22 protein-coding genes, 1 tRNA gene and 4 pseudogenes are annotated in these 22,739 nt (G+C 68.1%); 18 read left to right on the top strand and 9 right to left on the bottom strand.

Features of this window, described 5'->3' with window-relative positions:
- The first annotated feature begins 5 nt into the window (after nt 1–5).
- From NA8_RS14305 to NA8_RS14270, 9 genes and pseudogenes are all read left to right on the top strand, one after another.
- Nucleotides 6–964 (top strand): annotated as a pseudogene (locus tag NA8_RS14305) (IS481 family transposase).
- A gap of 113 nt (nt 965–1,077) precedes the next feature.
- Complete coding sequence (locus NA8_RS14300; RefSeq protein WP_063050872.1) at nt 1,078–1,890, top strand: phytanoyl-CoA dioxygenase family protein; 813 nt, start codon at nt 1,078–1,080, stop codon at nt 1,888–1,890.
- Between the two features lie 60 nt (nt 1,891–1,950).
- A complete protein-coding gene (locus NA8_RS14295; protein ID WP_063050871.1) occupies nt 1,951–2,817 on the top strand; it encodes an AraC family transcriptional regulator in 867 nt (288 codons plus the stop codon).
- A gap of 56 nt (nt 2,818–2,873) precedes the next feature.
- Nucleotides 2,874–3,065 carry a helix-turn-helix domain-containing protein gene (locus NA8_RS34690; RefSeq protein ID WP_218019455.1) on the top strand — a complete coding sequence of 64 codons (192 nt, stop codon included), beginning with the start codon at nt 2,874–2,876 and terminating at the stop codon, nt 3,063–3,065.
- A 5-nt stretch (nt 3,066–3,070) separates the two neighbouring features.
- Entirely contained in the window at nt 3,071–3,307 is a 237-nt protein-coding gene (locus NA8_RS14290; protein WP_218019454.1) for a MarR family winged helix-turn-helix transcriptional regulator, read from the top strand.
- Nucleotides 3,308–3,523: 216 nt separating this feature from the next.
- Nucleotides 3,524–4,871 (top strand): annotated as a pseudogene (locus tag NA8_RS14285) (PucR family transcriptional regulator).
- A 293-nt stretch (nt 4,872–5,164) separates the two neighbouring features.
- Nucleotides 5,165–5,752, top strand: a complete 588-nt coding sequence (locus NA8_RS14280; protein WP_063050870.1) for a CBS domain-containing protein — start codon at nt 5,165–5,167, stop codon at nt 5,750–5,752.
- A 48-nt stretch (nt 5,753–5,800) separates the two neighbouring features.
- Nucleotides 5,801–6,220 (top strand): TraR/DksA family transcriptional regulator, encoded by a 420-nt coding sequence (locus NA8_RS14275; protein ID WP_063050869.1) that lies wholly within the window; start codon nt 5,801–5,803, stop codon nt 6,218–6,220.
- Between the two features lie 93 nt (nt 6,221–6,313).
- On the top strand, nt 6,314–6,790 hold the full coding sequence (locus tag NA8_RS14270) for a TetR-like C-terminal domain-containing protein (RefSeq protein WP_084466792.1): 477 nt from the start codon (nt 6,314–6,316) through the stop codon (nt 6,788–6,790).
- Here the strand turns inward: NA8_RS14270 and NA8_RS14265 are convergent.
- The gene (locus NA8_RS14265; protein ID WP_245663827.1) at nt 6,718–7,785 is read right to left on the bottom strand and encodes a YeiH family protein; all 1,068 of its coding nucleotides are present in this window, start codon (nt 7,783–7,785) and stop codon (nt 6,718–6,720) included. The two genes, NA8_RS14270 and NA8_RS14265, sit on opposite strands and share 73 nt — an antisense overlap.
- A gap of 11 nt (nt 7,786–7,796) precedes the next feature.
- Here NA8_RS14265 and NA8_RS14260 point away from each other — a divergent pair, with 11 nt between their 5' ends.
- The 5 genes and pseudogenes from NA8_RS14260 to NA8_RS14240 all read left to right on the top strand — a co-directional run.
- On the top strand, nt 7,797–8,741 hold the full coding sequence (locus NA8_RS14260; RefSeq protein WP_063050867.1) for a LysR substrate-binding domain-containing protein: 945 nt from the start codon (nt 7,797–7,799) through the stop codon (nt 8,739–8,741).
- An 882-nt stretch (nt 8,742–9,623) separates the two neighbouring features.
- A tRNA-Leu gene (locus NA8_RS14255) sits at nt 9,624–9,708 on the top strand.
- Between the two features lie 989 nt (nt 9,709–10,697).
- A complete protein-coding gene (locus tag NA8_RS14250) occupies nt 10,698–11,111 on the top strand; it encodes a hypothetical protein (protein ID WP_157106696.1) in 414 nt (137 codons plus the stop codon).
- The gene (locus tag NA8_RS14245) at nt 11,108–12,019 is read left to right on the top strand and encodes a site-specific integrase (protein WP_063050865.1); all 912 of its coding nucleotides are present in this window, start codon (nt 11,108–11,110) and stop codon (nt 12,017–12,019) included. Before NA8_RS14250 ends, NA8_RS14245 begins: the two co-directional genes overlap by 4 nt.
- Before the next feature lie 252 nt (nt 12,020–12,271).
- Nucleotides 12,272–12,649, top strand: a pseudogene (locus tag NA8_RS14240) (IS701 family transposase); the annotation flags it as partial.
- A gap of 209 nt (nt 12,650–12,858) precedes the next feature.
- Here the strand turns inward: NA8_RS14240 and NA8_RS14235 are convergent.
- Nucleotides 12,859–13,611 (bottom strand): hypothetical protein, encoded by a 753-nt coding sequence (locus NA8_RS14235; RefSeq protein ID WP_063050864.1) that lies wholly within the window; start codon nt 13,609–13,611, stop codon nt 12,859–12,861.
- A 966-nt stretch (nt 13,612–14,577) separates the two neighbouring features.
- On the opposite strand from NA8_RS14235, the gene NA8_RS35110 reads away from it, so the two are divergent.
- Nucleotides 14,578–14,829 (top strand): hypothetical protein, encoded by a 252-nt coding sequence (locus tag NA8_RS35110; RefSeq protein WP_063050862.1) that lies wholly within the window; start codon nt 14,578–14,580, stop codon nt 14,827–14,829.
- Nucleotides 14,830–14,871: 42 nt separating this feature from the next.
- On the opposite strand, the pseudogene NA8_RS35745 reads toward NA8_RS35110, so the two are convergent.
- Together NA8_RS35745 and NA8_RS14220 are read right to left on the bottom strand one after the other, a co-directional pair.
- Nucleotides 14,872–15,291, bottom strand: a pseudogene (locus NA8_RS35745) (AMP-binding enzyme); the annotation flags it as partial.
- Between the two features lie 232 nt (nt 15,292–15,523).
- Nucleotides 15,524–16,159: a PadR family transcriptional regulator gene (locus NA8_RS14220; RefSeq protein WP_084466791.1), complete on the bottom strand. Its 636-nt coding sequence runs from the start codon at nt 16,157–16,159 to the stop codon at nt 15,524–15,526.
- 283 nt (nt 16,160–16,442) lie between these two features.
- Between NA8_RS14220 and folP the strand changes: the two genes are divergently transcribed.
- A complete protein-coding gene (folP, locus tag NA8_RS14215; protein ID WP_063050911.1) occupies nt 16,443–17,231 on the top strand; it encodes a dihydropteroate synthase in 789 nt (262 codons plus the stop codon).
- A gap of 37 nt (nt 17,232–17,268) precedes the next feature.
- Here folP and NA8_RS14210 read toward each other — a convergent pair whose 3' ends face one another.
- Both NA8_RS14210 and NA8_RS35105 read right to left on the bottom strand, forming a co-directional pair.
- Nucleotides 17,269–18,144 carry a bifunctional folylpolyglutamate synthase/dihydrofolate synthase gene (locus NA8_RS14210; protein ID WP_084466790.1) on the bottom strand — a complete coding sequence of 292 codons (876 nt, stop codon included), beginning with the start codon at nt 18,142–18,144 and terminating at the stop codon, nt 17,269–17,271.
- Nucleotides 18,090–18,947, bottom strand: coding sequence for an IS110 family transposase (locus tag NA8_RS35105; protein ID WP_245663836.1), 858 nt, complete (start codon nt 18,945–18,947; stop codon nt 18,090–18,092). Before NA8_RS35105 ends, NA8_RS14210 begins: the two co-directional genes overlap by 55 nt.
- 172 nt (nt 18,948–19,119) lie before the next feature.
- On the opposite strand from NA8_RS35105, the gene NA8_RS35535 reads away from it, so the two are divergent.
- Together NA8_RS35535 and NA8_RS35100 are read left to right on the top strand one after the other, a co-directional pair.
- The gene (locus NA8_RS35535) at nt 19,120–19,254 is read left to right on the top strand and encodes a hypothetical protein (RefSeq protein WP_281199023.1); all 135 of its coding nucleotides are present in this window, start codon (nt 19,120–19,122) and stop codon (nt 19,252–19,254) included.
- Nucleotides 19,255–19,301: 47 nt separating this feature from the next.
- Complete coding sequence (locus NA8_RS35100) at nt 19,302–19,829, top strand: IS110 family transposase (protein ID WP_063050858.1); 528 nt, start codon at nt 19,302–19,304, stop codon at nt 19,827–19,829.
- A gap of 152 nt (nt 19,830–19,981) precedes the next feature.
- On the opposite strand, the gene purU is transcribed toward NA8_RS35100, so the two are convergent.
- From purU to NA8_RS14185, 3 genes are read right to left on the bottom strand one after another with little or no spacing between them, the layout of a single operon-like run.
- A complete protein-coding gene (purU, locus tag NA8_RS14195; RefSeq protein ID WP_063050857.1) occupies nt 19,982–20,854 on the bottom strand; it encodes a formyltetrahydrofolate deformylase in 873 nt (290 codons plus the stop codon).
- A complete protein-coding gene (locus NA8_RS14190; RefSeq protein ID WP_063050856.1) occupies nt 20,851–21,789 on the bottom strand; it encodes a bifunctional 5,10-methylenetetrahydrofolate dehydrogenase/5,10-methenyltetrahydrofolate cyclohydrolase in 939 nt (312 codons plus the stop codon). Before NA8_RS14190 ends, purU begins: the two co-directional genes overlap by 4 nt.
- Nucleotides 21,790–21,822: 33 nt before the next feature.
- The gene (locus tag NA8_RS14185) at nt 21,823–22,725 is read right to left on the bottom strand and encodes a methylenetetrahydrofolate reductase (protein WP_218019453.1); all 903 of its coding nucleotides are present in this window, start codon (nt 22,723–22,725) and stop codon (nt 21,823–21,825) included.
- Nucleotides 22,726–22,739: the final 14 nt, after the last annotated feature.

Here is a 22,739-nt window from a genome sequence, read left to right as displayed (position 1 = left end):
TTCTCGTGTGTCACGGTAATGCCCGCACCACCGTTCATGGCAGATGGTTGATCGTGCAGCGCTATCGCGCCGGGTGGCCGAAAGCCCACATCGCGGCGGCGATGGGGATATCCCGCAAGTGCGTGCACACGTGGGTCGCCCGGTTCGAGGCCGAAGGCGCGGCCGGGCTGGTGGATCGTTCCTCGCGTCCGCACACCATGCCGTCGCGGACACCGCAGGCGGTCGAGGCTCGGATCATCGAGCTACGCCGGCTCGCGCGCCGCGGCCCGCAGTGGCTCGGCGACGAACTCGGTGTGCCTGCGCGGACGGTGAGCCGGGTACTGCGCCGCCACCAGCTGCCGTATCTGCGGGAGTGCGATCCGTTGACCGGGATCGTGATCCGAGCGTCGAAGACGACAGCGATGCGTTACGAACGAGCTCGCCCGGGCGAGCTGGTGCACATGGACGTCAAGAACTCGGTCGCATCCCCGACGGTGGTGGCTGGCGCGCTCATGGCCGCAACGCCGTGGTGCGCGATCGTGTCAACGGACCCGGGTTCGACTACGTGCATTCGCTGGTCGACGACCACTCCAGGCTGGCGTACTCGGAGATCCTGCCTGATGAGAAAGGCACGACCTGTGCGGGTTTCCTCGCCCGCGCCGCGGCGTATTTCGCCGCGCACGGCATCACCCGGATCGAACGGGTGATGACCGACAACGCCTGGGCCTACAAACACTCCATCCGCGGTGTCTGCGCCGCACTCGGCGCCAAGCAGGTGTTCATCAAACCGCACTGCCCCTGGCAGAACGGCAAGGTGGAACGACTCAACCGCACCCTGCAAACCGAATAGGCCTACCGGCAGGTCTTCACCAGCAACACCGACCGCGCCGCCGCCCTTGCACCCTGGATCGACTACTACAACACTCGACGACGCCACAGCGCACTCGGCGGCCATCCACCCATCAGCCGACTGACACCAACCTGAGGGCCGAGTACACCTAGGCGGTGCGCCGCCTGACCGCGCTCCGGTGATCACCCGACAAAGGCGGTGCGGGGAATGTCGGGTGATCGGGGCCGGTGTCGCCGCATGATGGGGGCATGGATGACACGATCCTGGTATCCCATTTCCTCCGCGACGGCTTCGTCAAGTTGGAGGGCGCTGTCGCGCCGCGCGTGGCCGCGGACTGCGCGCGGCTGCTGTGGCGAGAGACGGGCTGCGACTCGGACGACCCGTCGACGTGGTCGCAGCCCGTGCACTGGGTGGCCGGCATGGCGCAGGGGCCGTTCGCCGCCGCACCCAACTCCCCGTCCCTGCAGCGCGCGTACGACCTGCTCGTCGGCGTGGGACGCTGGGAGCCGCGCTACTCGCTGGGCACGTTCCCGCTGCGCTTTCCGCACGAGGAGGAGCCGGACGACGCGGGCTGGCACATCGATGGTGGCTATCTGCCGGAGGGTGAGAGCTGGTACTTCACGAATCTGCGCTCCCAGGGCCGGGCGCTGCTGATGCTTTTCCTGTTCAGCGAGGTCGGTGAGCAGGACGCCCCGACCCGGATTCGGGTCGGCTCGCACCTCGACGTGCCGAAGGTGCTGGAGAAGTACGGGGAAGAAGGGGCGAGCGGGCTGACCCTCGCGCCCGATCTGGTGGCGGCGTCCGAGCACCGGCCGCTCGCCCTCGCCACCGGGTCCCCGGGTGACGTCTTCCTGTGTCATCCGTTTCTGGTGCACGCGGCGCAACCGCACCATGGGGTGCGGCCGCGCTTCATGGCTCAGGCGCCGCTGATGCCAGCTGCGCCGTACGAACTGGAGCGGGCCGACGGCACGTACTCACCGGTGGAGATCGCGATCCGCCGGGGCCTGGGACAGGACACCCCCGGTCCGGATGGGGACGGCACCGACCGCGGCGCAGCGTAAACGTGTGCCTCACGACCACTGCTGGCAGAGTGGCGGTGAGGGAAGAGGAAAGAGGCGGGCATGCTGGAGCGGCTGAACCAGGCCATGGAGCACATCGAGTGCAATCTCGACCGGGCTGGCGACGTGGAGGAGGTGGCACGCATCGCGTCCACCTCGGAGTACCACCTGCGTCGGATGTTCTCCGCGCTCGCGGGCATGCCGCTGTCGGAGTACGTCCGGCGCCGTCGGCTCACCCTCGCGGGCGCCGAAGTGCTCGCGGGGCGTGAGACGCTGCTGGAGATCGCGGTGCGCTATGGCTATGGCTCCGGCGAGGCGTTCGCGCGGGCATTCCGTGCCATGCACGGCATCGGACCGGGCGAGGCCCGGCGTACCGGCGCCGCGCTCAACTCCCAGTCCCGGATGGCTTTCCGCCTCACCATCGAAGGGAGTAGCAGTATGCGATACCGCATCGTGGACAAGGCGGCCTTCGACGTCGTCGGACTCGAGACCCGGGTACCGCTGGTGCATGCTGGGCCGAACCAGGCGATCATTGACTTTGTCCGCAGGATCGACCCGCACACTCTGCAGGGCCTGGAGAAGCTGTCGGACCAGGAGCCGCACGGCATCGTCTCGGTCTGCGACGGCATGGACCCCAGCCGCGCCGAGGGCACTGAACTCGACTACCACCACGGCGTCATTACCTCTCCGGCCAAGCGGGAGGGCGCGACCACGTTGACCGTCCCGGCCGGCACCTGGGCGGTCTTCACCACGTCCGGGCCGGCACTGCAGGCCGTCCAGGAGCTGTGGCGGGACGTGTTCACCGAGTGGTTCCCGTCGAACCCGTACCGCACCCGCACCGGCCCTGAGATACTTCGCACCCGCCTGTCGCCGGAGAAGACCGAGGCCGACTCCGAACTGTGGCTCCCGGTAGAGCCCGAGCACGGCTGAACATGGTCCACCGAGTACCGCGGCCGTCTGGTCGTTCATGTGCCGGACGCACGTCGGTGCCCGCCGGCGCCACGACCTGCTCGCCGATCCTGTCGTCGTCCACGCCCTCCCCCACCGCGATGATCTCGCCCGCGACTCGACCCCAATACACGGTGCTGCTGACCCTGTCCCGCGAGGACGCCATGTCCGGCGCCCAACTGGCTCGCGCGTGCGGAGTCACCCAGCAGAGCATGGCCACCAAGTCCTGACCGGCATGCAGAACAAAGGACTCGTCGACCGGCAACCGTCCCCGGTGCACGCCAAAGTCCTCATCGTCACTCTCACCCCGGCAGGCCATGGCCTGCTCGACCGTGCCTACCAGGAAGTCATCGTGCTCGAACGCGCCCTCACGGACCGCTTCACCCCTGACGAGCACAGAAGGCTCTGCGAGTTCCTCGACCGTGCTACCGCAACCCTCGTCGAACAAACCTCGACCGGTCACGGCGGCTGACCCGGCCATACCGGCAGGCCAGAACCGGAGAGTGGAGTAGGTGATCTCACCAGCTGGGCCTCCTGGCAGGCGTACCGTTCGATATGTGGCAGGGGCTCGTGCCGGGGCTGTTTCCGCTGAGACTCCGTCGGCCTGCGCGCTCGGTACGGCGTACTCGCCGATGTCGGCGGGGCGTCGGTCGCCTGCACCGGCGGGTGCCGGCGCTCAGGGGTCCGTCTGCGGTTGGGTTCGGGTGCCCGGTCCACCCCCTTACGCAGTGTGGTGATTCACGGAGCCGAGCATGACCCGACGGAAGCGGGCGACGTGCTGCTGGGGATCGGGGCGCGCTCGGTATCGGAGGTGGTGGACTGGGCGGTGGCGGCGCGGGCTGTCGTCGTGCTCTTCCGCGGGGATGAGCAAACCGACGACGAGCCGAAGATCGAGGGGGTCGCCGTGCTGGTGATCGACCCCGCGGTGGCCTGGAGTGAGGTGGCCGCGGTGGTCTACGGGTTGGTGCTGGAAGGACGCGAGACCGAAGCCGGTCGCGGTCCGACCGATTTGTTCGCCTTGGCCGACAGCCTGGCCGACGCGGTCGGCGGAGCAGTGACGATCGAGGACCGCCTGTCCCGGGTGCTGGCGTATTCCAGACCGCAGCAGCCCCTCGATCCCGCGCGGGTGGAGACGATCCTGGGGCGGCAGATGCCACAGTGGTTGCGCGCGGTGTTCGAAACGCAGGGTGTCTTCGCACATTTGGCGGATTCGACGGAACCGTTGTTCGTGCCCGCGCAGGCAGATCGCGCGATGACGGGGCGGATGGTCGTGGCCGTGCGTGTGGGCAGGCAACTGCTGGGCTCGGTATGGGTGTCATGCCCCGCGCCGCTACACGGGGCTCGACACCAGGCGCTGACCGACGGCGCGCGCACGGTGGCCCTGCATCTGCTGCGGTCGCGGGCCAGCGCGGACCTGGAACGTCAGGTGGAATCCGAATCGGTGACCCGTTTATTGGAAGGCGCGGCGGACGCGGCGACGGTGGCCAGCAGGCTGGGGTTGGCGCCGGAGGGTTTGCGGGTGCTCGCGCTGCGGGGTCGGATCGCAGACGAGCAGCACGCCGCTGGATAAGCGAGCGACAAGCGGCACTGCCCACCCGGATGACGGTGCTGGCCGGCATCAGCGGTGTTGCAAGGGCCACAGAATTGGCCTCGGCGCGCCGAGAGGCCGACGAATGCCTGGCGCTGCACGAGGCCCGATCAACGGGTGCTGCGCCCCCGCCTACGACGAGTCGTGGGACGAAATCCTGCTCCAACGGTTGCGCACCGCAGGGCTTTCCGGGCGCGTCCCCACGCGGGGGCCGATTTCGGAGTTGCGGCGCCACGACCGCACGAACTCCACCCGATATGTGGCGACGCTGCGCGCCTGGTTGCAGGCGCAAGGCGACCCGGCAGAGGCGGGTGCGCAACTAGGGGTGCACGAGAACACCGTGCGTAACCGGCTGCGCAAGATGGCCGTGGTGACCGACCTCGGATTGGACGACCCCCGCAGACGGCTTGCCATGATGATCGAACTCGCCGTCACCGACCACGCCTGAGCCCGCGCTGTGCTGCCGCCACAAATCCCGGCTCCTCGATCGTCTGATCAGCGCAACCGAACTTCTCGACACCGAACGATCATGGAGTTGAGCAGCAGTCGCAAGGCAGGAAGAGCAAGTCGGCGATGCCGGCAGGTCCGAGCGACTGAGACCAGCCCTGCACCAGGGCCTGCGCGTCGTCAGGGGCGGCGCCGCCTCGGCCCGTCCCTGACGACACTTCCCACCCGGCCGGGAGCGACAACGGTTCCGCCTTCGGAGCCGAACCGATACTAGCTGAAGCGGAGTTGAACGGCATGAGGAACATGCAGGTATGTGAGGTCATGCAACGGCCGATCATTGCTGTGCGGCAGGACGATCCGGCACGCGCCGCGGCGCTGATGCTCGCCGAACTGGGCTACGCGGCGTTGCCGGTTCTCGACCAGGCCGATCGCCTCATCGGGGTGATCACCAGCGGTGATCTCTTGCGTACCGGCGAACTCGACGGCACGGTCGGTGCGGTGATGACCACGCCGGCGGTGTCGATCCCCGCCGCCGCGGCGCTGGCCGAGGTGATGAGCAGGCTGGTGGGCCACGGACTCCGCAGTCTGCCGGTCGTCGATGCCGACGGCCGCGTGGTCGGGATGTTCAGCCGCGGCGACGCGTTACGAATCATGCTCACCCCCGACGACGCACTCGCGGCCGACGCCCAGAAGCTGCTTGATCAATACACCGGCGCACAGCGCTGGCAGGTCACTGTCGAGGATGGTGACGCCACCGTCTCCGGCCGGTTCGCCGACGAGTCCGAACGGCGCATCGCCCTCGCCCTGACCCGCACGGTGCCCGGAATCCGCGCGGTGACCGTCGCTGCCGGACGGGCCGCTGCGGCCGCCGGCGCGCACTGACACCGACTCTGCCCAGCACATTCCGAACCACCAGCCCTGGAGACCCGGATGACTACCGCACACACCGCCTCACCCGAACGCTTTTCCGATCACCTACCGGTGCTGCGAGCCGGACTGGATCAGCAACGTCGCTTCCGAGTGCGACAACTGGCCGAACTCGAAGCCGAGATCGATCGCGCGGCCGAACCCACCGAGGCGGCGGAAGTGGCCAGGCGGCAGGTCGCCGAGAAATTGGCCGTCGCCGCACGGCACGCGTTGGCCGACATCGATGGAACCATCAGCCTCATCACCTCAGGCCGCTACGGCCGCTGCCGCGGCTGCGACACCGAGATCCCGATCCACCTCCTTCGAGTGATTCCCACTACCCAGTGGTGCCTGGATTGCCGACGGTATCTGCCTGCCTTCGACGGTTCCCCCTCGCTGCGACGGAGGCGCGGTACCCGGCCGCCGAGGATCAGGCGACAGTGACCGGTTCGGGCAGCTCGGCGAGTTGTCCGGTCAGTCCGGCATGGATCGCGCGTCCGCGTCCGGGGCCGGTGTCAGCAAGAACATCATCTATCGGTGGTGGCCGACCAAGACAACGGTGTCGATGGATGCCTTCACCGACGCCTTCGCCGACCGGATGGAGGCTCCCGCCGACGGCGATGCGCTGACCCGGTTGCGGATCCAGCTCCGGCGCGTGGCGCAGTTGATGAACTCCCCCGAGGCCAGGCGCCCGTTCGTCGCCTTGATCGCAGCCGCTCAGCACGACCCGAACTGGCCACGGCATTACGCGAACGGTTCCTCGACGGCCGGCGTACCGACGTGGGCGTGCTCATCGCCGCCGGAATCGACAACGGCGAACTGCCGGACGATCTCGATACCGACGCCGTCATCGACCTGAGCTATGGGGCTCTCTACGAGCCGAGGCCCCGAGGCCGTCGAGTTCTCGGCGTCGAACTTCGGCCGACGGGCCGTATGCGTGATCAGGTCCATCCGGTCGCCGCGAGCAGCAGCAGGGCGGAGACAGCGAGCACCAGGCCGAGGATGCCGCCGTAGAGCAGCGGGCGCGGGCCGGTGGCGCGCATGCGCCGCCAGTCCAGCGAGGCGCCGACGGCGGCCAGCACCGCCGCGACCAGCCAGCCGCTCACCGCGGTGGACGCGACAGTCCACCTCACGGGCAGCACCCCGGTTCCGGCGATCACCGAGGCGGCGAGGAACAGCACAACGAACAGCGGGATGGTGCGCCACATCGGGGCTGTTCCAGCGGCGTCCCGGCGGGGCACGCGGCACTCGGTGAAGTGCAGCCCGATGCACAGCGGCACGATCATGAGGCTGCGCGCCAGTTTGACGATCACCGCGAACGACGCGGCCACCGGTCCGAACGCCACACCGGCGGCGAGCACCGAGGAGGTGTCGTTGATCGCGGTGCCAGCCCACAGACCGAACGCCTGCTGCGAGAGGCCGAGCATCCGTCCCAGTGGCGGATAGACGAGCACCGCAACGATATTGAAGACGAAGATGGTGCCGAGCGCGTACGCCACCCGGTCCCGTGCGGGCGCGATGACCGCGGTGACCGCGGCTATGGCGGATGCTCCGCAGATGGTGGTGCCGGCCGCGATCAGGATCTCCGACTCGCGGTGCAGTGCGAGTAATCGGCCCACGAACACCGCCGCGACCGCGCCTGCCAGCAGCGTGCCCAGTAGCACGACTGCGGTGTCGCGGCCGACGGTGAGTACCGCGTCGACGGGCAGGTCCAGGCCGAGCAGCACGACGGCGCAGGCGAGTACGCGATCGCGGGTGAACGCCAGGCCGGGCGCGAACCGCCCGGTGTCGGTCCCCCCGCCGCGCGCGAGCGCGCCGATGAGGATGCCGGCGGTGAGGGCGGTCACCGGCGCGCCGACCGCTGGAACGAGGCGCCCGGCGACGGTGGACAGAGTAGCGAGGAACGCGGCCAGCGCCAGGCCGGGGACGAATCGGTGCAGCGTGTTCACCTGCCCGATGGTGGCCGCAGCGGCGCTTGCCTGGTAGACCACGATTCCCACCGACGTCATAAGCTCGGCTTATGACCTTGGGCCCTGAAACTCCCGATCTCACCGTGCTGGACCTGCTGGTCTCGGTGGCGGAGACAGGCAGTCTGGGCGCGGCCGCGCGCAGGCAGGGGATCAGCCAGCCGGCGGCCAGCATGCGGATCAGTGCGCTGGAGCGCCGGTTACGGCTGCGGCTGCTCGATCGCGGCCCGACCGGTTCGGCGCTCACCGACGCGGGTCGCACCGTGGTCGAGCACGCGCGGACGGTGCTCGCGGCAGCGCAGGCGTTCACGAACGCCGTCGCGGGTCTTCATGCCGAGCGGGCGCCGCGGGCGCGCATCGCGGCCTCCAAAACTATCGCCGATCACCGTATTCCACAGTGGCTGGCGGCCCTGCGGACAGTCCGGCCCGACGCCGTGGTGGCGCTGGAGGTCGGCAACAGCCGTCAGGTGGAGGCCATGGTGCGCGAGGGCGCGGCGGACATCGGTTTCGTCGAGGGCCCACACCCTCCGGCCGGTCTGAGCGGCCGGGTGCTGGGCACCGACGACCTGGTCGTCATCGTGGGGCCGGACCATCCGTGGGCGCGCCGCACCGAGCCGGTCACGCTTCGCGAACTGGCCGCCACCCCGCTGCTGTGGCGAGAGCCAGGGTCCGGTACTCGCGATACGGTGTGGGAGATGCTCGCCGCGCACTGCACGCCCGCTCCCCCGGCCGCGGAACTCGGTTCCGCCGCAGCCATTCTGGGCGCGGTCCGAGGCGCGATGGCGCCCTCGGTGCTCAGCGCTCTGATCGCTGGACCCGAGCTGACCGCGGGCCGGGTGGCGCGGGTGCCGGTCGCGGACGCCGCACTGCTCACCCGCCGGTTCCGCGCCATCTGGCGCCGGGAGACCCCGCCCACGGACGCGGTGGAAGCTCTCGTGCGATGCGCGGAGCGGATCGAGCGGGCCCGCGGGGTCCTTCCCGTTCTCCCGCATCGGTGATCTGAACTACTCGGCGTCCCTCACCGCGACCTCTTCCAGCAGAACATCCGTGTGGTGCCGATCAGTCCGGTAATCCCACGCGGTCTCGATGGGAATACCGAGCTCGTCCCTGCCTGGAACTGGCAACGTCGGGGCGCTCGTATCCGCGCACCGCAGGAAACCTCGAGTAGAAGACGCGTGAACGGGCTCGGTTCCTCACGGCCGGAAACAGCGCCGAGTGCGTGGCACTGGCCACCGCCACCCTGCGCAGCCCCTCACCAACTGCGAGGAGTCGGTCGAACACCCACCGGCCCGTCGTGGTTGCGGTGGGCGCGCCATGGGTACGCGCCCGACGGGCAAGGTCGGAGGTGCTCGAGGAGGGGTACGGGCCGTCGAAGGTCGATCATCGTCGCCCTGTGCAGTCTGCGTTCGCGCCGCATGATCGGCCCGAGGTCCGGCGCACCGATCGATACCGTCACGGTGCAGCCACCGGGGCCAAGTGCCGCCGGCATTCCGTTGCGGGCGGTGGCGGCGAGCGCGCACCGGAAATGGCATGCGAACCCAGCTGGACCCCTTCGGGCACATCAACGCGTACACCGAGAGATCGGGTACCAGCTACTTGTATCCGCAGCGCAACGGGTCCGATCGGCCAGCGATCACGCGGACGGCATCCCGGTCACGCTACCTTCGGCCGCGCTGTCGAGCCGCGTCGGAGCCGCACGCCGTCCGCGTGATCGCATAGCCCGACATGCCGATCATGACATTTCACCGAACGGCGCCTCATCGGCCTCCGGCCCACACGGATAGTCGTGCGACCGCCCATCCCGACACGCTCGAGAATCCGCAGGTCCAGCCGCGATTTGGTCCACGCGGAGTGATCCGATAATCTTGCTGAGCACACCGGTCCGGGTGGCGGAATGGCAGACGCGCTAGCTTGAGGTGCTAGTGCCCTTTATCGGGCGTGGGGGTTCAAGTCCCCCTCCGGACACTTTTGTCATGCATTCTCCGCAAATTTGCAGAGGATGCATTCTTTTTCGGCCCACGGGGTGCATTCGGACACCGTCGATCTGCAAATTTGCGCAGATCTCCGCTCGAAAGCAGCAGCAGCGGCATGGATGTGCGGGCCGCGCGGTGATGCGACGGCAACGCGCCGGTTGGAGCGCGGAACGATTCTTACGGCAAAGAGCGCGTCGCAGACTGGCGGCGGCTGTGTTTCTTATGTCGGTGGCCGAGGAGGCATCGGTCGGCGGCCGCGGACCTGTCGAGCGGGCGGGTCGGTCGGACGGCAGAGTAGCGGGAGCATGGCTCGGGTTGGCTGTGTCGGCGGGTTGCTGCATGTCGGCCCTCTGCTCTCCGCAGGGTGTCGCTGCGGTCTGCGGGGTGGGTGGTGGTCGGCTTCTCCTGCTGGAGTCGACAACGTCACCCAGTGTGGTCGTCTTCTCAGCTGTCGGGGATGGAAGGCACCTGATGAATCGATCGCGCCGCAAGGTCGTGCAAGGTACGTCCTCCCTGTCTGATCTTCGTGCTCTGGACCTTGATCTTCACCGCATTCACCAGGATGCTTCGAAGTGGTTGGGATGCCGCATGTTTCGTGCCGCTACTACCGGTGATTCGCGGCGTGATGTGCGGCACGCACGTCCGAATCTGGGGTTGCTCCTGCGAGTGGTGGGTGCCGGTGTCGGCAGGAAATGTCCAGGGCCGGGGCCACCAGTCGGTTGCAGGAGCGGATGTAGGGATTGCCGGGCAGGTGCGAACTTGCCGCGCGGCGGATCGTCGACAAAATCGAGATGGAGTTATCGAAGCGTGGAAACAGACTCTGGCAGCTTGCCATTCGATTATGGGCGGAGATACGGGGCCGTCTCGAACGCGGAGTCGTCGGGATCCTCGACGTACGGCTCGACGTACGGTCCTGCGGGTGCCGACAGCAAGGCCCGCGGCGAGCTCGAGGGTGCAGATAGTGCTGTGAACGCTCCAACAGTGGCGCAGCAGGCTCTAACGGCAGCGGTTCCGTTCGCTTTCCCTGTGGAGTTGCCGGCGCCGCCGATGGGTGAGTTCACTTGTGCAACGACAACGATCGATCCGGCGGGCCGGTTGGGTGACCGATCGGTGATCAAAAGCCTCGGCTGGCAAGTTGGTCAACCGCTGTCGATCGAGCCCAGCCAGGGACTACTGCGAATCACCCGTGCGCCCGAGAGCGAGTCATCGGTGGCGGCGAACGGCTACCTGTTCCTCCCGGTCGCGGCGCGGCGCGCCTCGCGTCTGCGGACCGGACAGCGGGTTCTGATGGCCGGTGGGCTCGACAGCGATGTTCTGGTGATCTGCCCTCTCCGCGCCGTCGGTGCGGCGCTGTGGTCGTATCGCCCGGATCTGTTCGAGGCGGTTGGCGCATGAAGCACGATGACGTCCAGGCCGCGCTACGGTTCGTGGCTTCGCTAGGGTTGAGCCTTGACGATCTGGCATCCGGGCAAGCCGATCGAACGCGCGTACCGACGATCAGTCAGTACATCCAGCGACTCACCATCAAGAAGCCAGAAGGCTCAAGTCATTACCGATCCTACTGGCCGATCATCGAAACAGAATGGGGCGAACGACTTCTCGACTCTCTGACGGTAGCGGAAATCGAGGGGGTCGCGGCCCAGCATCGGCGCCGAGCTGCCACGCGAGCCAACAGCAAAGGCGGCCACGGGGCAGAAGCCAACTTCATCGCGGCGCTACGCTTCCTTTACCAGAACGCAGAGACCGACGGCCTGATCCAGCCGGATGCGAATCCGGCCGTCAAAGCCCGCAGGACATCCCAGGCTTCCGGACCAGCCCGTCCACTGAGTCTCGACCAGATCAGAGACCTCGGCCGCGTGGCCTCGACGACCGGCGATGACACCGAACTCGACGCATTCATCCTTCGGCTACACATCGAAACAGCCTGCCGAAGAAACTCCGTCCTCACCCTGGCCATCGAGGACCTCGAACGCGACGACTGCCTGGTGAAACTCCACGAACGAGGCGGCGCGATCCGGTGGCAACCCATCTCCCCCACCCTGATGCACCGCCTGCTCGATCACGTAAGGAACCGCGGTGGTCGCAACGTCACCGAGCGGGTACTGCGGTACCGCGACGGAGCGCCGGTCGCTCTTGCTCGCTACCAATACCTCGTCCGTCGGTTCCGTGATGAACTCTCCTGGGCTGAGGAACTACAGGTGAACATGGATTGGATCGGCCGCACCACGGAAGAATTCGTCAAGAATCAATTCGCCGCACCACGGAAGAATTCGTCAAGAATCAATTCGGGCGCTCCGCTGTGAACCTGTTCAAGTGCGGCCACACATACGTCGACCGTACTGAGGGTAGCGAGCGGTACGATCCTCGCCGACTAGGCACAGTCGCCGAAGTGCTGGTCGCGCTCACCGGCGAGCGCCACCCTCTCGTCCGCCTGTAGCGGAAGGTGGCGGACGATGTGCCGCTGCCTAGAATTCGCGAGCGATCGCGCGTTCGAGCGTAGTCGCAGGATTTGTGATTTAGTACTGCAACGGCAGTCAGGTGAGTGGGTGTCCTCGTCGTCCGGTGCCGGTGCGCACGGGCGACGCGACTACGACTGGGCGCGGGTCCCGATCCGTATTGGCTGGGAACCCGGCTGCGGGCACTGGCTCCTGGCCCGTCGCAGCATCACTGACCCCGGCGAGATCGCCTACTACGTCTGCTACGGGCCACGCCGGTCCACGATCGCTGATCTGGCGTGGATCGCGGAGTCGCGGTGGCGGATCGAGGAGTGTTTTCAGCAGGCCAAGAACGAAGCCGGCCTGGACCACTACCAGGTCCGCAGCTAGCGGGCCTGGTATGCCCACATCACCCTGTCCATGCTCGCCCTGGCCTGGGTCACCGGGGCGAAAGCCGTTGCCGCAAAAGGGGAACCACTGCCAGCGAAGAAGGCATGATCGGCCTCACGCTACCGGAGATCCGACGCCTCACCATCGCCCTGCTCCTACCCGCCATCCGCTGCACTCACCGCGTCTGGGCATGGTCGACCTGGCGACGCCGACGACAACACCAAGCCCGCCTATCCCACTACCGACGACGCGGATACCCACTCACCTGACTGCCGTTGCAGTATTAGAGGACGCCGGCGAACCAACCTCACGTGGGATCAAGTCAACTGCGCTTTTCCGGTAGCGGTCATGCGGGCGGCCTGCTCGATGTAGGTGGCGGCCACCGCGCCGACGGCGTTCTTGTCGAGCAGTGCCACCGCTTGCAGCGCTACGGGCCAGCCAGGACAGGAAAGGGCGGCGAGCACCGCTGACACCGCCAATTCCCTTGCCCCCGTTCGATGCGCGACCAAAGCGATCAACGTCATGGAATCAGCACGGCTCGCGCAGCCCATCGCCTCCCTCAAAACCTCCCGCGCCGAATCGAGTTCGCCCGCGGCGCTGTAGGCGTGCGCGATATGCGCGAGGACCTCCGACGAGTTCTCGTCGGCGCCACTCAAAACGACCGAGGTTCGCGCGGCGTCGGCGGTGGCGACCGCCGCGTTGCGGTCGCCCACCACCGCCTGCGCTCTGGCGATATGTGCCAAACATTCCCCCGCAACGATGCCCGATTCCAGCATCGAGGCCGCCTCCGAGGCCGCGGCGATACTCTCGCGGGCAAGGCCGTGGCTGCCGGCCAGCGCCTGGATTCGCGCGATGTGGGACAAGAGGTCGACCCGGCTCGGGACCGACTCGACGGCGAGTGCCGACTCGACCGCATCGGCCAGAATTCTCTCGGCCTGCTTCTTCGAACCGGCGGCGAGCCGTGCTCGCGCGAGATACACCGAGGTATCGATGGCCGTCCGATCGACCGAAATACTCGCCAGAAGTTCTGTCGCGCGGACGAAATCACCCGTCTCCGCGTACGCTCGCACCAGTTGGGCACCACGCCACTGACAGCACGCGATTCGGCGGCTCGGCGGCTGGTCTCGACCGAGAATTCGATCTCACTGAGAAAATCGGCGCGGAAGACTGACGTCACCGAGGGATCGGACCAATAGCTCGCGAAAGCTGTCGATGTCCAGTAGGACCGACTATGTCGCCTCTCAATCGTCGCACGCTGCACGCTCGTGGTGGTGTCCGCGATGAGCGACCGACTCTCGGGCGATCCGCCTTCGGCCAGTACCCGCGCTATATGGGCGAGCGTCAGCCGCCGCACTCGACCGACCGAAACCAGACGAATCGTGGACTGCCCTTCCGCGTAATCGCCCGCCATGGTTTGCGCCAGCGCGATATGAGCAAGGCTTTGCGCGTAGACCTGCTCATCGGTGATGACCGCCAGGACATTGATCGCGGACTCCAGGACGTGTCTGGCTCGATCATGGTCGTCCCGGTCGGTCAGCGCTTCGGCGATCAGCGTCAGGCATTCCGCTCTGGGACGCGCCTGCACGATCGATCGGCTGGTACGCAACGCGGCGTCCAACAGCCCCGCACGGGTCTGCGTGCGAGCGACCCGCGCGGCGATGGTCGATCGAATGGACTCATCCGTCGATGCCTGCGCGACGGTCAGCGCCTCGTCGAACAACCCGGCCTTGATCATCTTCTCCGCGAGATACACCCGACATTCGTCGCGATCCGATGTGTTGGCGATTTCGGGAAGTGTGGACACGGCGTCCTCGAATTCCGCATTGTCGGCGCGCGCGCGAGCGAGGATCATCGGCATCAGAGGCAGGGCCCACCGCCGTACGCGCTCGGCCTCCGCGGCGGCCCTGGCCTCCCCGTAGCGTCCGTCTCGGGCAAGTCGGATCGCGACATGTTCCACGACCTCCGCCGCCTGTCTGCCCGGCAGGTCGGTGAGCGATGTCAGCGCCGCGTCGAAATCACCTCGATCGGTCCGAGCGATGGCGATCGACGCGATGGCTTCGGACCGTGTGCCCTTGTTCGCGATGGTCGCCGCGGTGCGCTCGGCCGCCTCGAAAAATCCTCGATGCGCCTGCGCGGCGGCCAATTTCGCGATGGTCGCCGCCCTGTCCGCGATTTCCTGCGCGGCGGCGAAGGTGGCCTGCGCGGCCGCCGGGTCCGAATCGGCGAGTTCCTTCGCTATCGAGATCAAGATCTCGCTTCGCGAGCAGGCGCGCGGCGGCCTCGCGTAGGCGGTCCTTGCGGATCTTCTCGCCGTTGGCGCTGAGTGTCGTTGGGAACTGGTCGAGAATTTCGATGCGATCAGGGACCTTGAAGCCGGCCAGGCCCGATCGGCAGTGGTCCAGCAGTTTGTCCGCAGTGATCGTGTGCCCGGGTCGGACGGTGACGAACGCGACGGGTGGTCGTCCCCGCTGTGCTGGGCGAGGCTCACGGCCGGATGCGCGGCCAGATAGGGCTCGACGTCCGCCGGGTTGACCAGGTATCCCTTGAGCCGCATCGAGTCGCCGAGCCGGGATAGGTAGCGGAACCAGCCGTCGGGTAGCAGGGTGCCCCGGTCGCCGGTGGGTACCAGCCGTCGGCGGTGCGGGGGCGGGCGGTCGCTGCGGCGTCGGCGAGGTAGCCGGTGAACAGTGTGGGTCCGGCGAATGGCAGCTCCCCTCGGCTCCCGCAGCGAGCGTCGTGCCGGTGTCCACATCGGACACTCGCACCTGCAAGCCCGGGGCGGTGAGCAGCCCGCCGGGGATGACGCGCTGGGCGGCATCGCTGGAGACCGGCCACGGCGAGTCACCGCGCCGACCCTGCGGGACTCTGCTGCCCGCCCGAGAGCCGTGTGCACATGGCGACCTCCCCCACGTCGAGGGGCTCGTGACACCAGTATCCCTGTTCAGGTCTCCTTCCGACAGCAGCGCTGGATCCGTCCAGTGTTCACGCGCCGGGCCTGCTCGCGACAGCCTCGGCGAGGGCCTCACTGTCGGATCGCTTGCGCGCCAGTCGATCGAGCAGTTCGATCCCTTCGCGCGCCCACTCGACCTCGACCTGGGCCTTGCGCACCAGACCCGCGTAGGCGAAGGCCTTGAACTCGATAACCGCCTCCTGCTGGGCGACGGGAACGTGGGCGAGACGGTCTCGCAATAGGGTGACCTTGCGCGCCAGGATGAGATCGTGCTGCTGCTGGTGGAGGACCTGTGCTGCCTGGAAGTATTCGAGGTGGGCGGTGAGCTGCGCACGCGCACGCTCCGGATCGGCCCACTCCATGTAGGCCGCCTTCAGTCGGTAGGGATCCCGCTCACGGCGCGGCTCTTCCACCTCGTCCATCATCGCGCGCAGCGCATCGACGCCGGCCTCGGTGATGCTGTACTGACGCTTCGTCCCCTTCTGTCCCCGCGGCAGGTCCTTGCCCGCGACCAGGCCTGACTGTTCGAGCTTGCGCAGCTCCGGGTAGATCTGAGTATGCGGAGCACTCCAGAGGTACCCGACCGAGGAGTCGAACTGCCGCATCAAGTCGAAACCGGTCATCGGCCGCGCGGTCAGGAGTGCAAGCACTGCCATGCGCAGGGACATCAAGGACCTCCGCTTCCTGCTGAGCACTGTATGTCAATACGCTCAGGATAACGTAATGCCACGATGCGGGATCTGACGCCGCGCTCCGACGGGATGGTGCGCTACTTCCCAAGTCGCGCCTTGACAAACAGTATGTAGATACAGACATAATTATGGCAATGTTCCGTCTCCCCGCCGACGATCTGGATGCCGCGTGACCCATACCGTGACCGAACAGCAGCTCGTGCCCTCCACCAGCGGATCGCCGTCCACAGGCACCCCGCAGCCTGGTGCTTGCGTGGTCATGGGGATCCTGAACGTCACCCCCGACTCCTTCTCCGACGGCGGGCTGTTCGCCTCGGTGGACCGCGCGATCACCCGCGGGCTTGCGCTGGCCCGAGCTGGCGCCGCCTACGTCGACGTGGGAGGGGAGTCGACCCGCCCGGGCGCGAAGCGGGTCGACCAGGCCGTTGAGCGTCAACGGGTGCTCCCGGTGGTCGCTGCGCTCGCCAGCGCTGGCGTCGCCGTCAGCATCGACACGACTCGCGCGGCGGTGGCCGAGGCCGCCGTTGATGCGGGAGCGGTGCTGGTCAACGACGTCAGCGGCGGGTTGGCCGATCCGGCGATGGCCTCCGTGGTAGCGAGATTGGGCGTGCCCTGGGTGCTGATGCATTGGCGTGGGCACAGCCGCACTATGGACCGGGCCGCGCACTACGTTGACGTGGTGGCCGAGGTTCGTGACGAGCTGTCGGCGCGAGTCGAGGCCGCCGTCGCCGCGGGCGTCGACCCCTCCCGGCTCGTGCTGGACCCAGGCATCGGGTTCGCCAAACGGCCGGAGCACGATCTCGCCCTGCTCGGTGCTCTCCCGTCTCTGGTCGGTATGGGGTTTCCGGTGCTGCTCGGAGCCTCTCGCAAACGGTTCCTGGACCAAGTCATCACTCGCAGCTCGGACGCTCCCCGATCCGCGGCGCAGCGCGACGCGGCGACCCTCGCGACGTCGGTGATCGCGGCTCGGGCCGGTGTCTGGGGGGTGCGGGTCCACGACGCCGCGGCAACGGCCGACGCGATGCGCGTCGCCGCCGCCCTGTCCTGACAGATCTGTTCCAGCCTCCCGGCTCCTCGTCGGGTCATCACGGGCGTGAGCGCAGCTGGGTCAGTGCCTCGCCCGCTGTGACGACGCTCCCGGTCACGAGTAGCACGGCATCCCGCGCGACGGCGCTCGCTCTGGCTTCGTCGAGCGCCCGGCCCAGGTCGGGCTGAAGGCGCACGTGAGCAGGACAGACGACTGTCGCGGCGCGGCTGGCCAGCTCGGCGGCCAGCAGGTGGCGCGACGACGTGTTCTCCGCGGCGATCAGCTGTCCGACGCCTGGGGCCAGGGCGCTGAGCAGACCATCGACGTCCTTGTCGGCAAGGACGTCCAGCACGACCACGAGTTCCTTGCCCGGGAACTCCTCCCGTACCGCAGCCAGGCTTGTGCGGGCGCCGCTCGGGTTGTGTGCGGCGTCCACGAGCACGGGCGGGTCCGCGCTGAGGAGGTCCAGGCGCCCTGGCGACTTCGTTCGGGCGAGCGCCTCGGACGTCGCCACGGGATCGACCGAGCGTCCCGCCCAGCCCAGGAACGCCGCGACGGCGCCAACGGCCGTCGCGGCGTTCTGTGCCTGATGAGCGCCCAGCAGCGGCAGCAGGGTCTCTGGGTAGCGGCCCAGCCATCCGGCCAGGTGGAGCAGCTGGCCGTCCGGTCGAGGTGTCCGGCCTACAACCCGAACTCCCTCCCCGGGCCCGACGACGTCGGCGCCGATGAGACGGGCGCGCTCCACAAGCACCTCCATGACGTCCGGACACTGCTCGGCGAGCACTACCGTCGCGGCGGGTTCGATGATCCCGGCCTTCTCGCGGGCGATGGAGATCTCGTCGGGACCGAGCAACTCGGTGTGGTCGAGTGAGATGGGCGTCACGACCGCGACTCTGCCGTCCGCAACGTTCGTAGCGTCCCAGCGCCCGCCCATTCCCACCTTCCACGACAGCGACGTCGACCCGCTCCGCGGCGAACGTCAGGAACCCCAGCGCGGTGACGGCCTCGAAGCACGACACCGGGGCGCCAGAGACGGCGTCGAGCAGCTCGAGCGACGGGCGCATTCGTTCGAACAGCTCGACAAAGCGCTCGGCCAGTAGAGAGGCGCCGTCGACGACGATGCGCTCCCGGAGCGAAGTGAGGTGGGGGCTCGTGTAGCGCCCGACGCGAAGTCCGTGGGCACGCAGGATCTCGTCGCTCATGCGGGCGGTGCTGGTCTTGCCGTTGGTTCCGGTGACGTGCACGACCGGGAAGTCCAGGCGCAGGGCTTGCCCGCGCGTATCCTCGGCGGCCGCCGCGATCCCGCTCACAGTCAGTTCGTGCTCGGCGTACTTCGGGCCGGTCGTGTACGTGGTGACCATCGACAGCAACGCCAAGCCTGGACCGCCTGCAGCGCCGCGGTGGTGCCCCCCCCGGGGCGGGCAGCCTGGCCGCTAGCGCGTCGAGGAACCGTCCGACGGTCTGCTGCTCGAGCCGTCGGTCGCCGACGTCGGCCATGACGCCCTCCCCTCTGACCGCCGTGGCCTCGTCGGAATCGGCGGCGACCTGGCGCAGCTGGTGGCGGCGGGTCCGCAGCAAATCGGCCGGGGTGCGTGCATCGGCCTTGTCGTCCTTGGCGCCCGACAGTGACAGCAATTCCCGGGGTCGCGCAGCCTGTTTCGGGTTGACCCCGTAGACCTGATAGCCGGTCGCGACCAACGCTCGCACCCACGGGCCGCGATCGGTCTCGATGCACACCAGCACCTGCCCGGGATCGGAATCCTGCGGCCGGAACCGGGCGATCAGCTCATGCAACCCATACCCTCAATGCCCTCGGGCAGCCGGGCCGCCTTCAGCGTGCGGCCTTGCTCATCCTGTATCGGTCGCCGCCCGCGCCCATCAGACGCTGATCTGGGAACGCACCCGGCACATGCTGCGGCTGCGCACCGCGCTGCGCGAGTACTTCCCGGCCGCGCTCGAGGCATACAAACCGCTCGGGCTCGCCGGTGCCGACACTCTCGAATTGCTCGCCAAGGCCCCGATTCCGCCGCCGCGGCCCGGCTGACGATCGGCCAGATCACCGCCGCACTCAAACGGGTACGACGCCACCACGTGCCCGCGAAGGCCGCGGCGATCCAAGCGGCGCTGCGCGTCGAGCACTCGGGCCAGGCCGACTTCGTGGCCGGCGCCTACGCGGCGTCGGTGCGCGCCACCGTTGCGGCCCTGGCCACCCCCAACGAGCAGATCAAAATCCTCGAGGGCGAGGTCGATGCGTGTTTTGGCCGGCACCCGGACGCTGAGACCTACCTCAGCCAACCCGGCATGGGCGTGATCACCGGCGCCCGGGTGCTCGCAGAATTCGGCGACGCCGAGGGCCGTTACGCCGACGCAAAATCGCGCAAGAACTATGCCGGCACCGCCCCGATCACCCGCAAGTCCGGCAAGACCAAGACCGTCCACGCACGATTCATCCACAACGACCGCCTCGTCGACGCCCTGCACATGCAGGCAGGCGCGGCGATCCTGCACAACGCCGGGGCACGGGCCTACTACGACGAGCTACCAGCCCGCGAGATCGGCCATAACGCTACTCTGCGCCAGCCCGGCAACCGGCTGTCGGAATCCTGCACGGCTGCCTGAAAACCCAAACCCCCTACAACCAATCAGCAGCCTGGTCACACCGCTACCAACACCTCGCAGCCTGACTCCCCTGGACATCCAAGCTCCTGGGATGTCTGACACCTCTCGCCTGCGAGCGGGCCTCTCGCCCGCCGGCGTCAATAGAACGACGGTCACTGGAAGATGATCGTCTTCGTGTCGTTGACGATGATCCGGTTCTCGCTGTGCCAGCGGACGGCGCGGGCCAGGGCCCGGCTCTCGGCCTCGCGGCCGCGGGCGGCGAGCTGGTCGGGGGTCAGCGAATGGTCGACCCGGATCAGCTCCTGCTCGATGATCGGGCCTTCGTCGAGGTCGGCGGTCACGTAATGGGCAGTGGCGCCGATGAGCTTGACCCCGCGCGCGTGGGCCTGGTGGTAAGGCCTGGCGCCCTTGAAGCTCGGCAGCATCGAATGGTGGATGTTGATTGCCCGGCCCTCGAGCTGCTTGCACAGGTCATCGGACAGGATCTGCATGTAGCGGGCCAGCACGACCAAGTCCACGTTCTCCTCGCGCACGAGTTCCAGGAGCACGGCCTCAGCTTCGGCCTTGGTGTCACGGGTGACCGGGATGTGCCGGAAGGGCACGCGGTAGCTGTCGGCGAGGCGTCCGAGGTCTGGGTGGTTGGACACCACGGCGACGACGTCGAGGTTGAGCTCGCCGATCGAGTTCCGGAACAGCAGATCGTTCAGGCAGTGGGCGAACTTGCTGACCATCAGCACGACCCGCTGCCGGTCGGACGCGTCCACCAGACGCCACGTCATGCTGAAGTGGTCGGAGACCTCGCCCGTCCGCCGACGGAGGTCCACGACGTCGAGAGCGGTGCCGTCGATGCGGGCGAACTCCACCCGCATGAAGAACCGGCCCGAGCTCGGGTCGCCGAACTGCTGGCTCTCCACGATGGTGCACTCGGCATCCACAAGGAGCTCGGAGACCGCGTGCACGATGCCCGGGGCGTCCGGGCAGGACAGGGTCAGCACGGCGCGCTGGGCGCCGATCGGCGGTGTCATGATGTCTCCAGAAGTGTCGCCGGGAAGTCGGATACCGCGTCGCCGGCCTGCAGGCGGGCGGCGCGGACGGCGTTGCGCAACAGCCACACGTCGGTCACCGGTCCGACGCCGCCGGGCACCGGCGTGAGCGCGCGGACGCGAGGGGCCACCGAGGCGTGGTCGACGTCGCCGACCATGTGCACCTCGCCGTCGGCACCGAGCTGAGGATTGATCCCGACGTCAATGACCACGGCGTTCTCGCTGACGTGCTCGGCCTTTATCAGACCCGCCTTCCCGGCTGCCACGATGAGGACGTCCGCCCAGCGGGTGTGCCTGCCGATGCCGGTGGTGCGGTCGGCCCACTCGTCGACGGACTGGACGGTGGCCTGTCGCTCGTACCCGAGGGAGATCGCCGGCTTGCCGACGTTGTTCGAGCGGCCGACGACGACGATCAGCGCGCGGTGGTAGAAATCGGCCCGGTCCTCCCCCACCGAGTCCAACCAGCTATCGAGGAGGTGAAAGCACGACGCGGCCGTGGACGGCACGAAGCGCGGCCGCCCCAAAGCCAGCAGGCCCGCATTCTCCGGGTGGACCGCCTCGATGTCCTTGCGGGGGTCGATCGCCCGGAACACGACGGATTCGTCGATCGGCGCGGGCAGCGGCCGCAGCACCAGGCTCCCGGAGACCCGGGCGTCGGCGTTGAGCCGCTCCACGAGCGACACCACGTCGGACTCAGCGGCGGACTGCGGGAGGCGATGGGGGAGGTAGGGCACGCCCATCCGCGCGGCCAGCCGCTGCAGGCGGCGCTCGTAGGCCACCGAGCTGTAGTCCTCCCCGACCATCACCGTGGCCAGGCCGATACCCAGCCCATCTCCGCGCAGCTGCGCGACCTCACCGGTCAAGGTGTCCTTGAGCGCGCGGGCGCATGCCCGCCCGTCGATGACCTGGGCACTCATTCTGTTCCGCTCCTATCCGCGAAGGGGCCGGGATCAGGACAGCTTTTGCAGCCAGGCCTGCCGCCAGGCCTCGGTGCTGTCGAGCTCGTTGAAGGTGAACACGTGCAGCCCGGAAAGCCCCGCGTCGTCGCGCTCGAAGGCCGGCGTCAGCCGCTCCACGAGCTTGTTCGGGCTGTAACCGCCGGGCAGGAAGAATCGCCAGAACATGTTCTGCTGCTTCTTCAGGAATCGCGCCGACTGGCCCAGCCCCAGCCCGGCCGAGACCCGGATGAGCTTTTGTCGGCTGATCGCCCCTGGGATACCGACCCGGATCGGCAGGTCGACACCGGCGGCGCGGACCTTGTCCGCCCATGCGATGGTGGCGGCGGCGTCGAAGCAGAGCTGGGTGATGACCTGGGTGGCGTGCGGTGCTTTCGCGACGATGGCCTGCTCGATCAGGGCGTCGGCGATCAGGCCGTGGCCCTCGGGATAGCCGCCGATCCCGACGGTGTCGAAGGGATGCCCGATCGCCCTGAGTGCCTCGAGGAGTCCGAGCGCGTCGTGAAACTCCCCCGCGGGTTCGGAGGCGTCACCAGCGATGACGAAGATCCCCGTCACCCCGGCCGCACGGAGCTGGTCAACCAGGTCGGACAGGTGCGCCTTGTCCCGAACCAGGCGTGCGGCCAGGTGCGGCGCCGCGCGGTAGCCACTCCGACACAGCCTGCTCGCCAGTTCCACGGTCGGTCCGAGGCCTTTGGCCTCGGTCGTGGTGACTGTGAGCGTGACATCGGTGGGGACGTGGGCGAGCACGTTCTCCTCGGCGCTTTTGAAGGGCAGCACTTCGTAGGTCGCCTCGCGCAGTGCCCGGGCCAGGGTGGCCTGACGCCGACTGTGGGGACCGATCCGATCCGCCGCGCGGAGAACGTTGGACTGGCCGTTCGCCATCGTGGAGTTCACCGTTCCTTTACTGC

Source organism: Nocardia arthritidis NBRC 100137, from assembly GCF_001612765.1.
GTDB lineage: Bacteria > Actinomycetota > Actinomycetes > Mycobacteriales > Mycobacteriaceae > Nocardia > Nocardia arthritidis.
The sequence above is the reverse complement of the archived record's forward strand: the minus strand, read 5'-3'. Positions and strand labels throughout refer to the sequence as shown.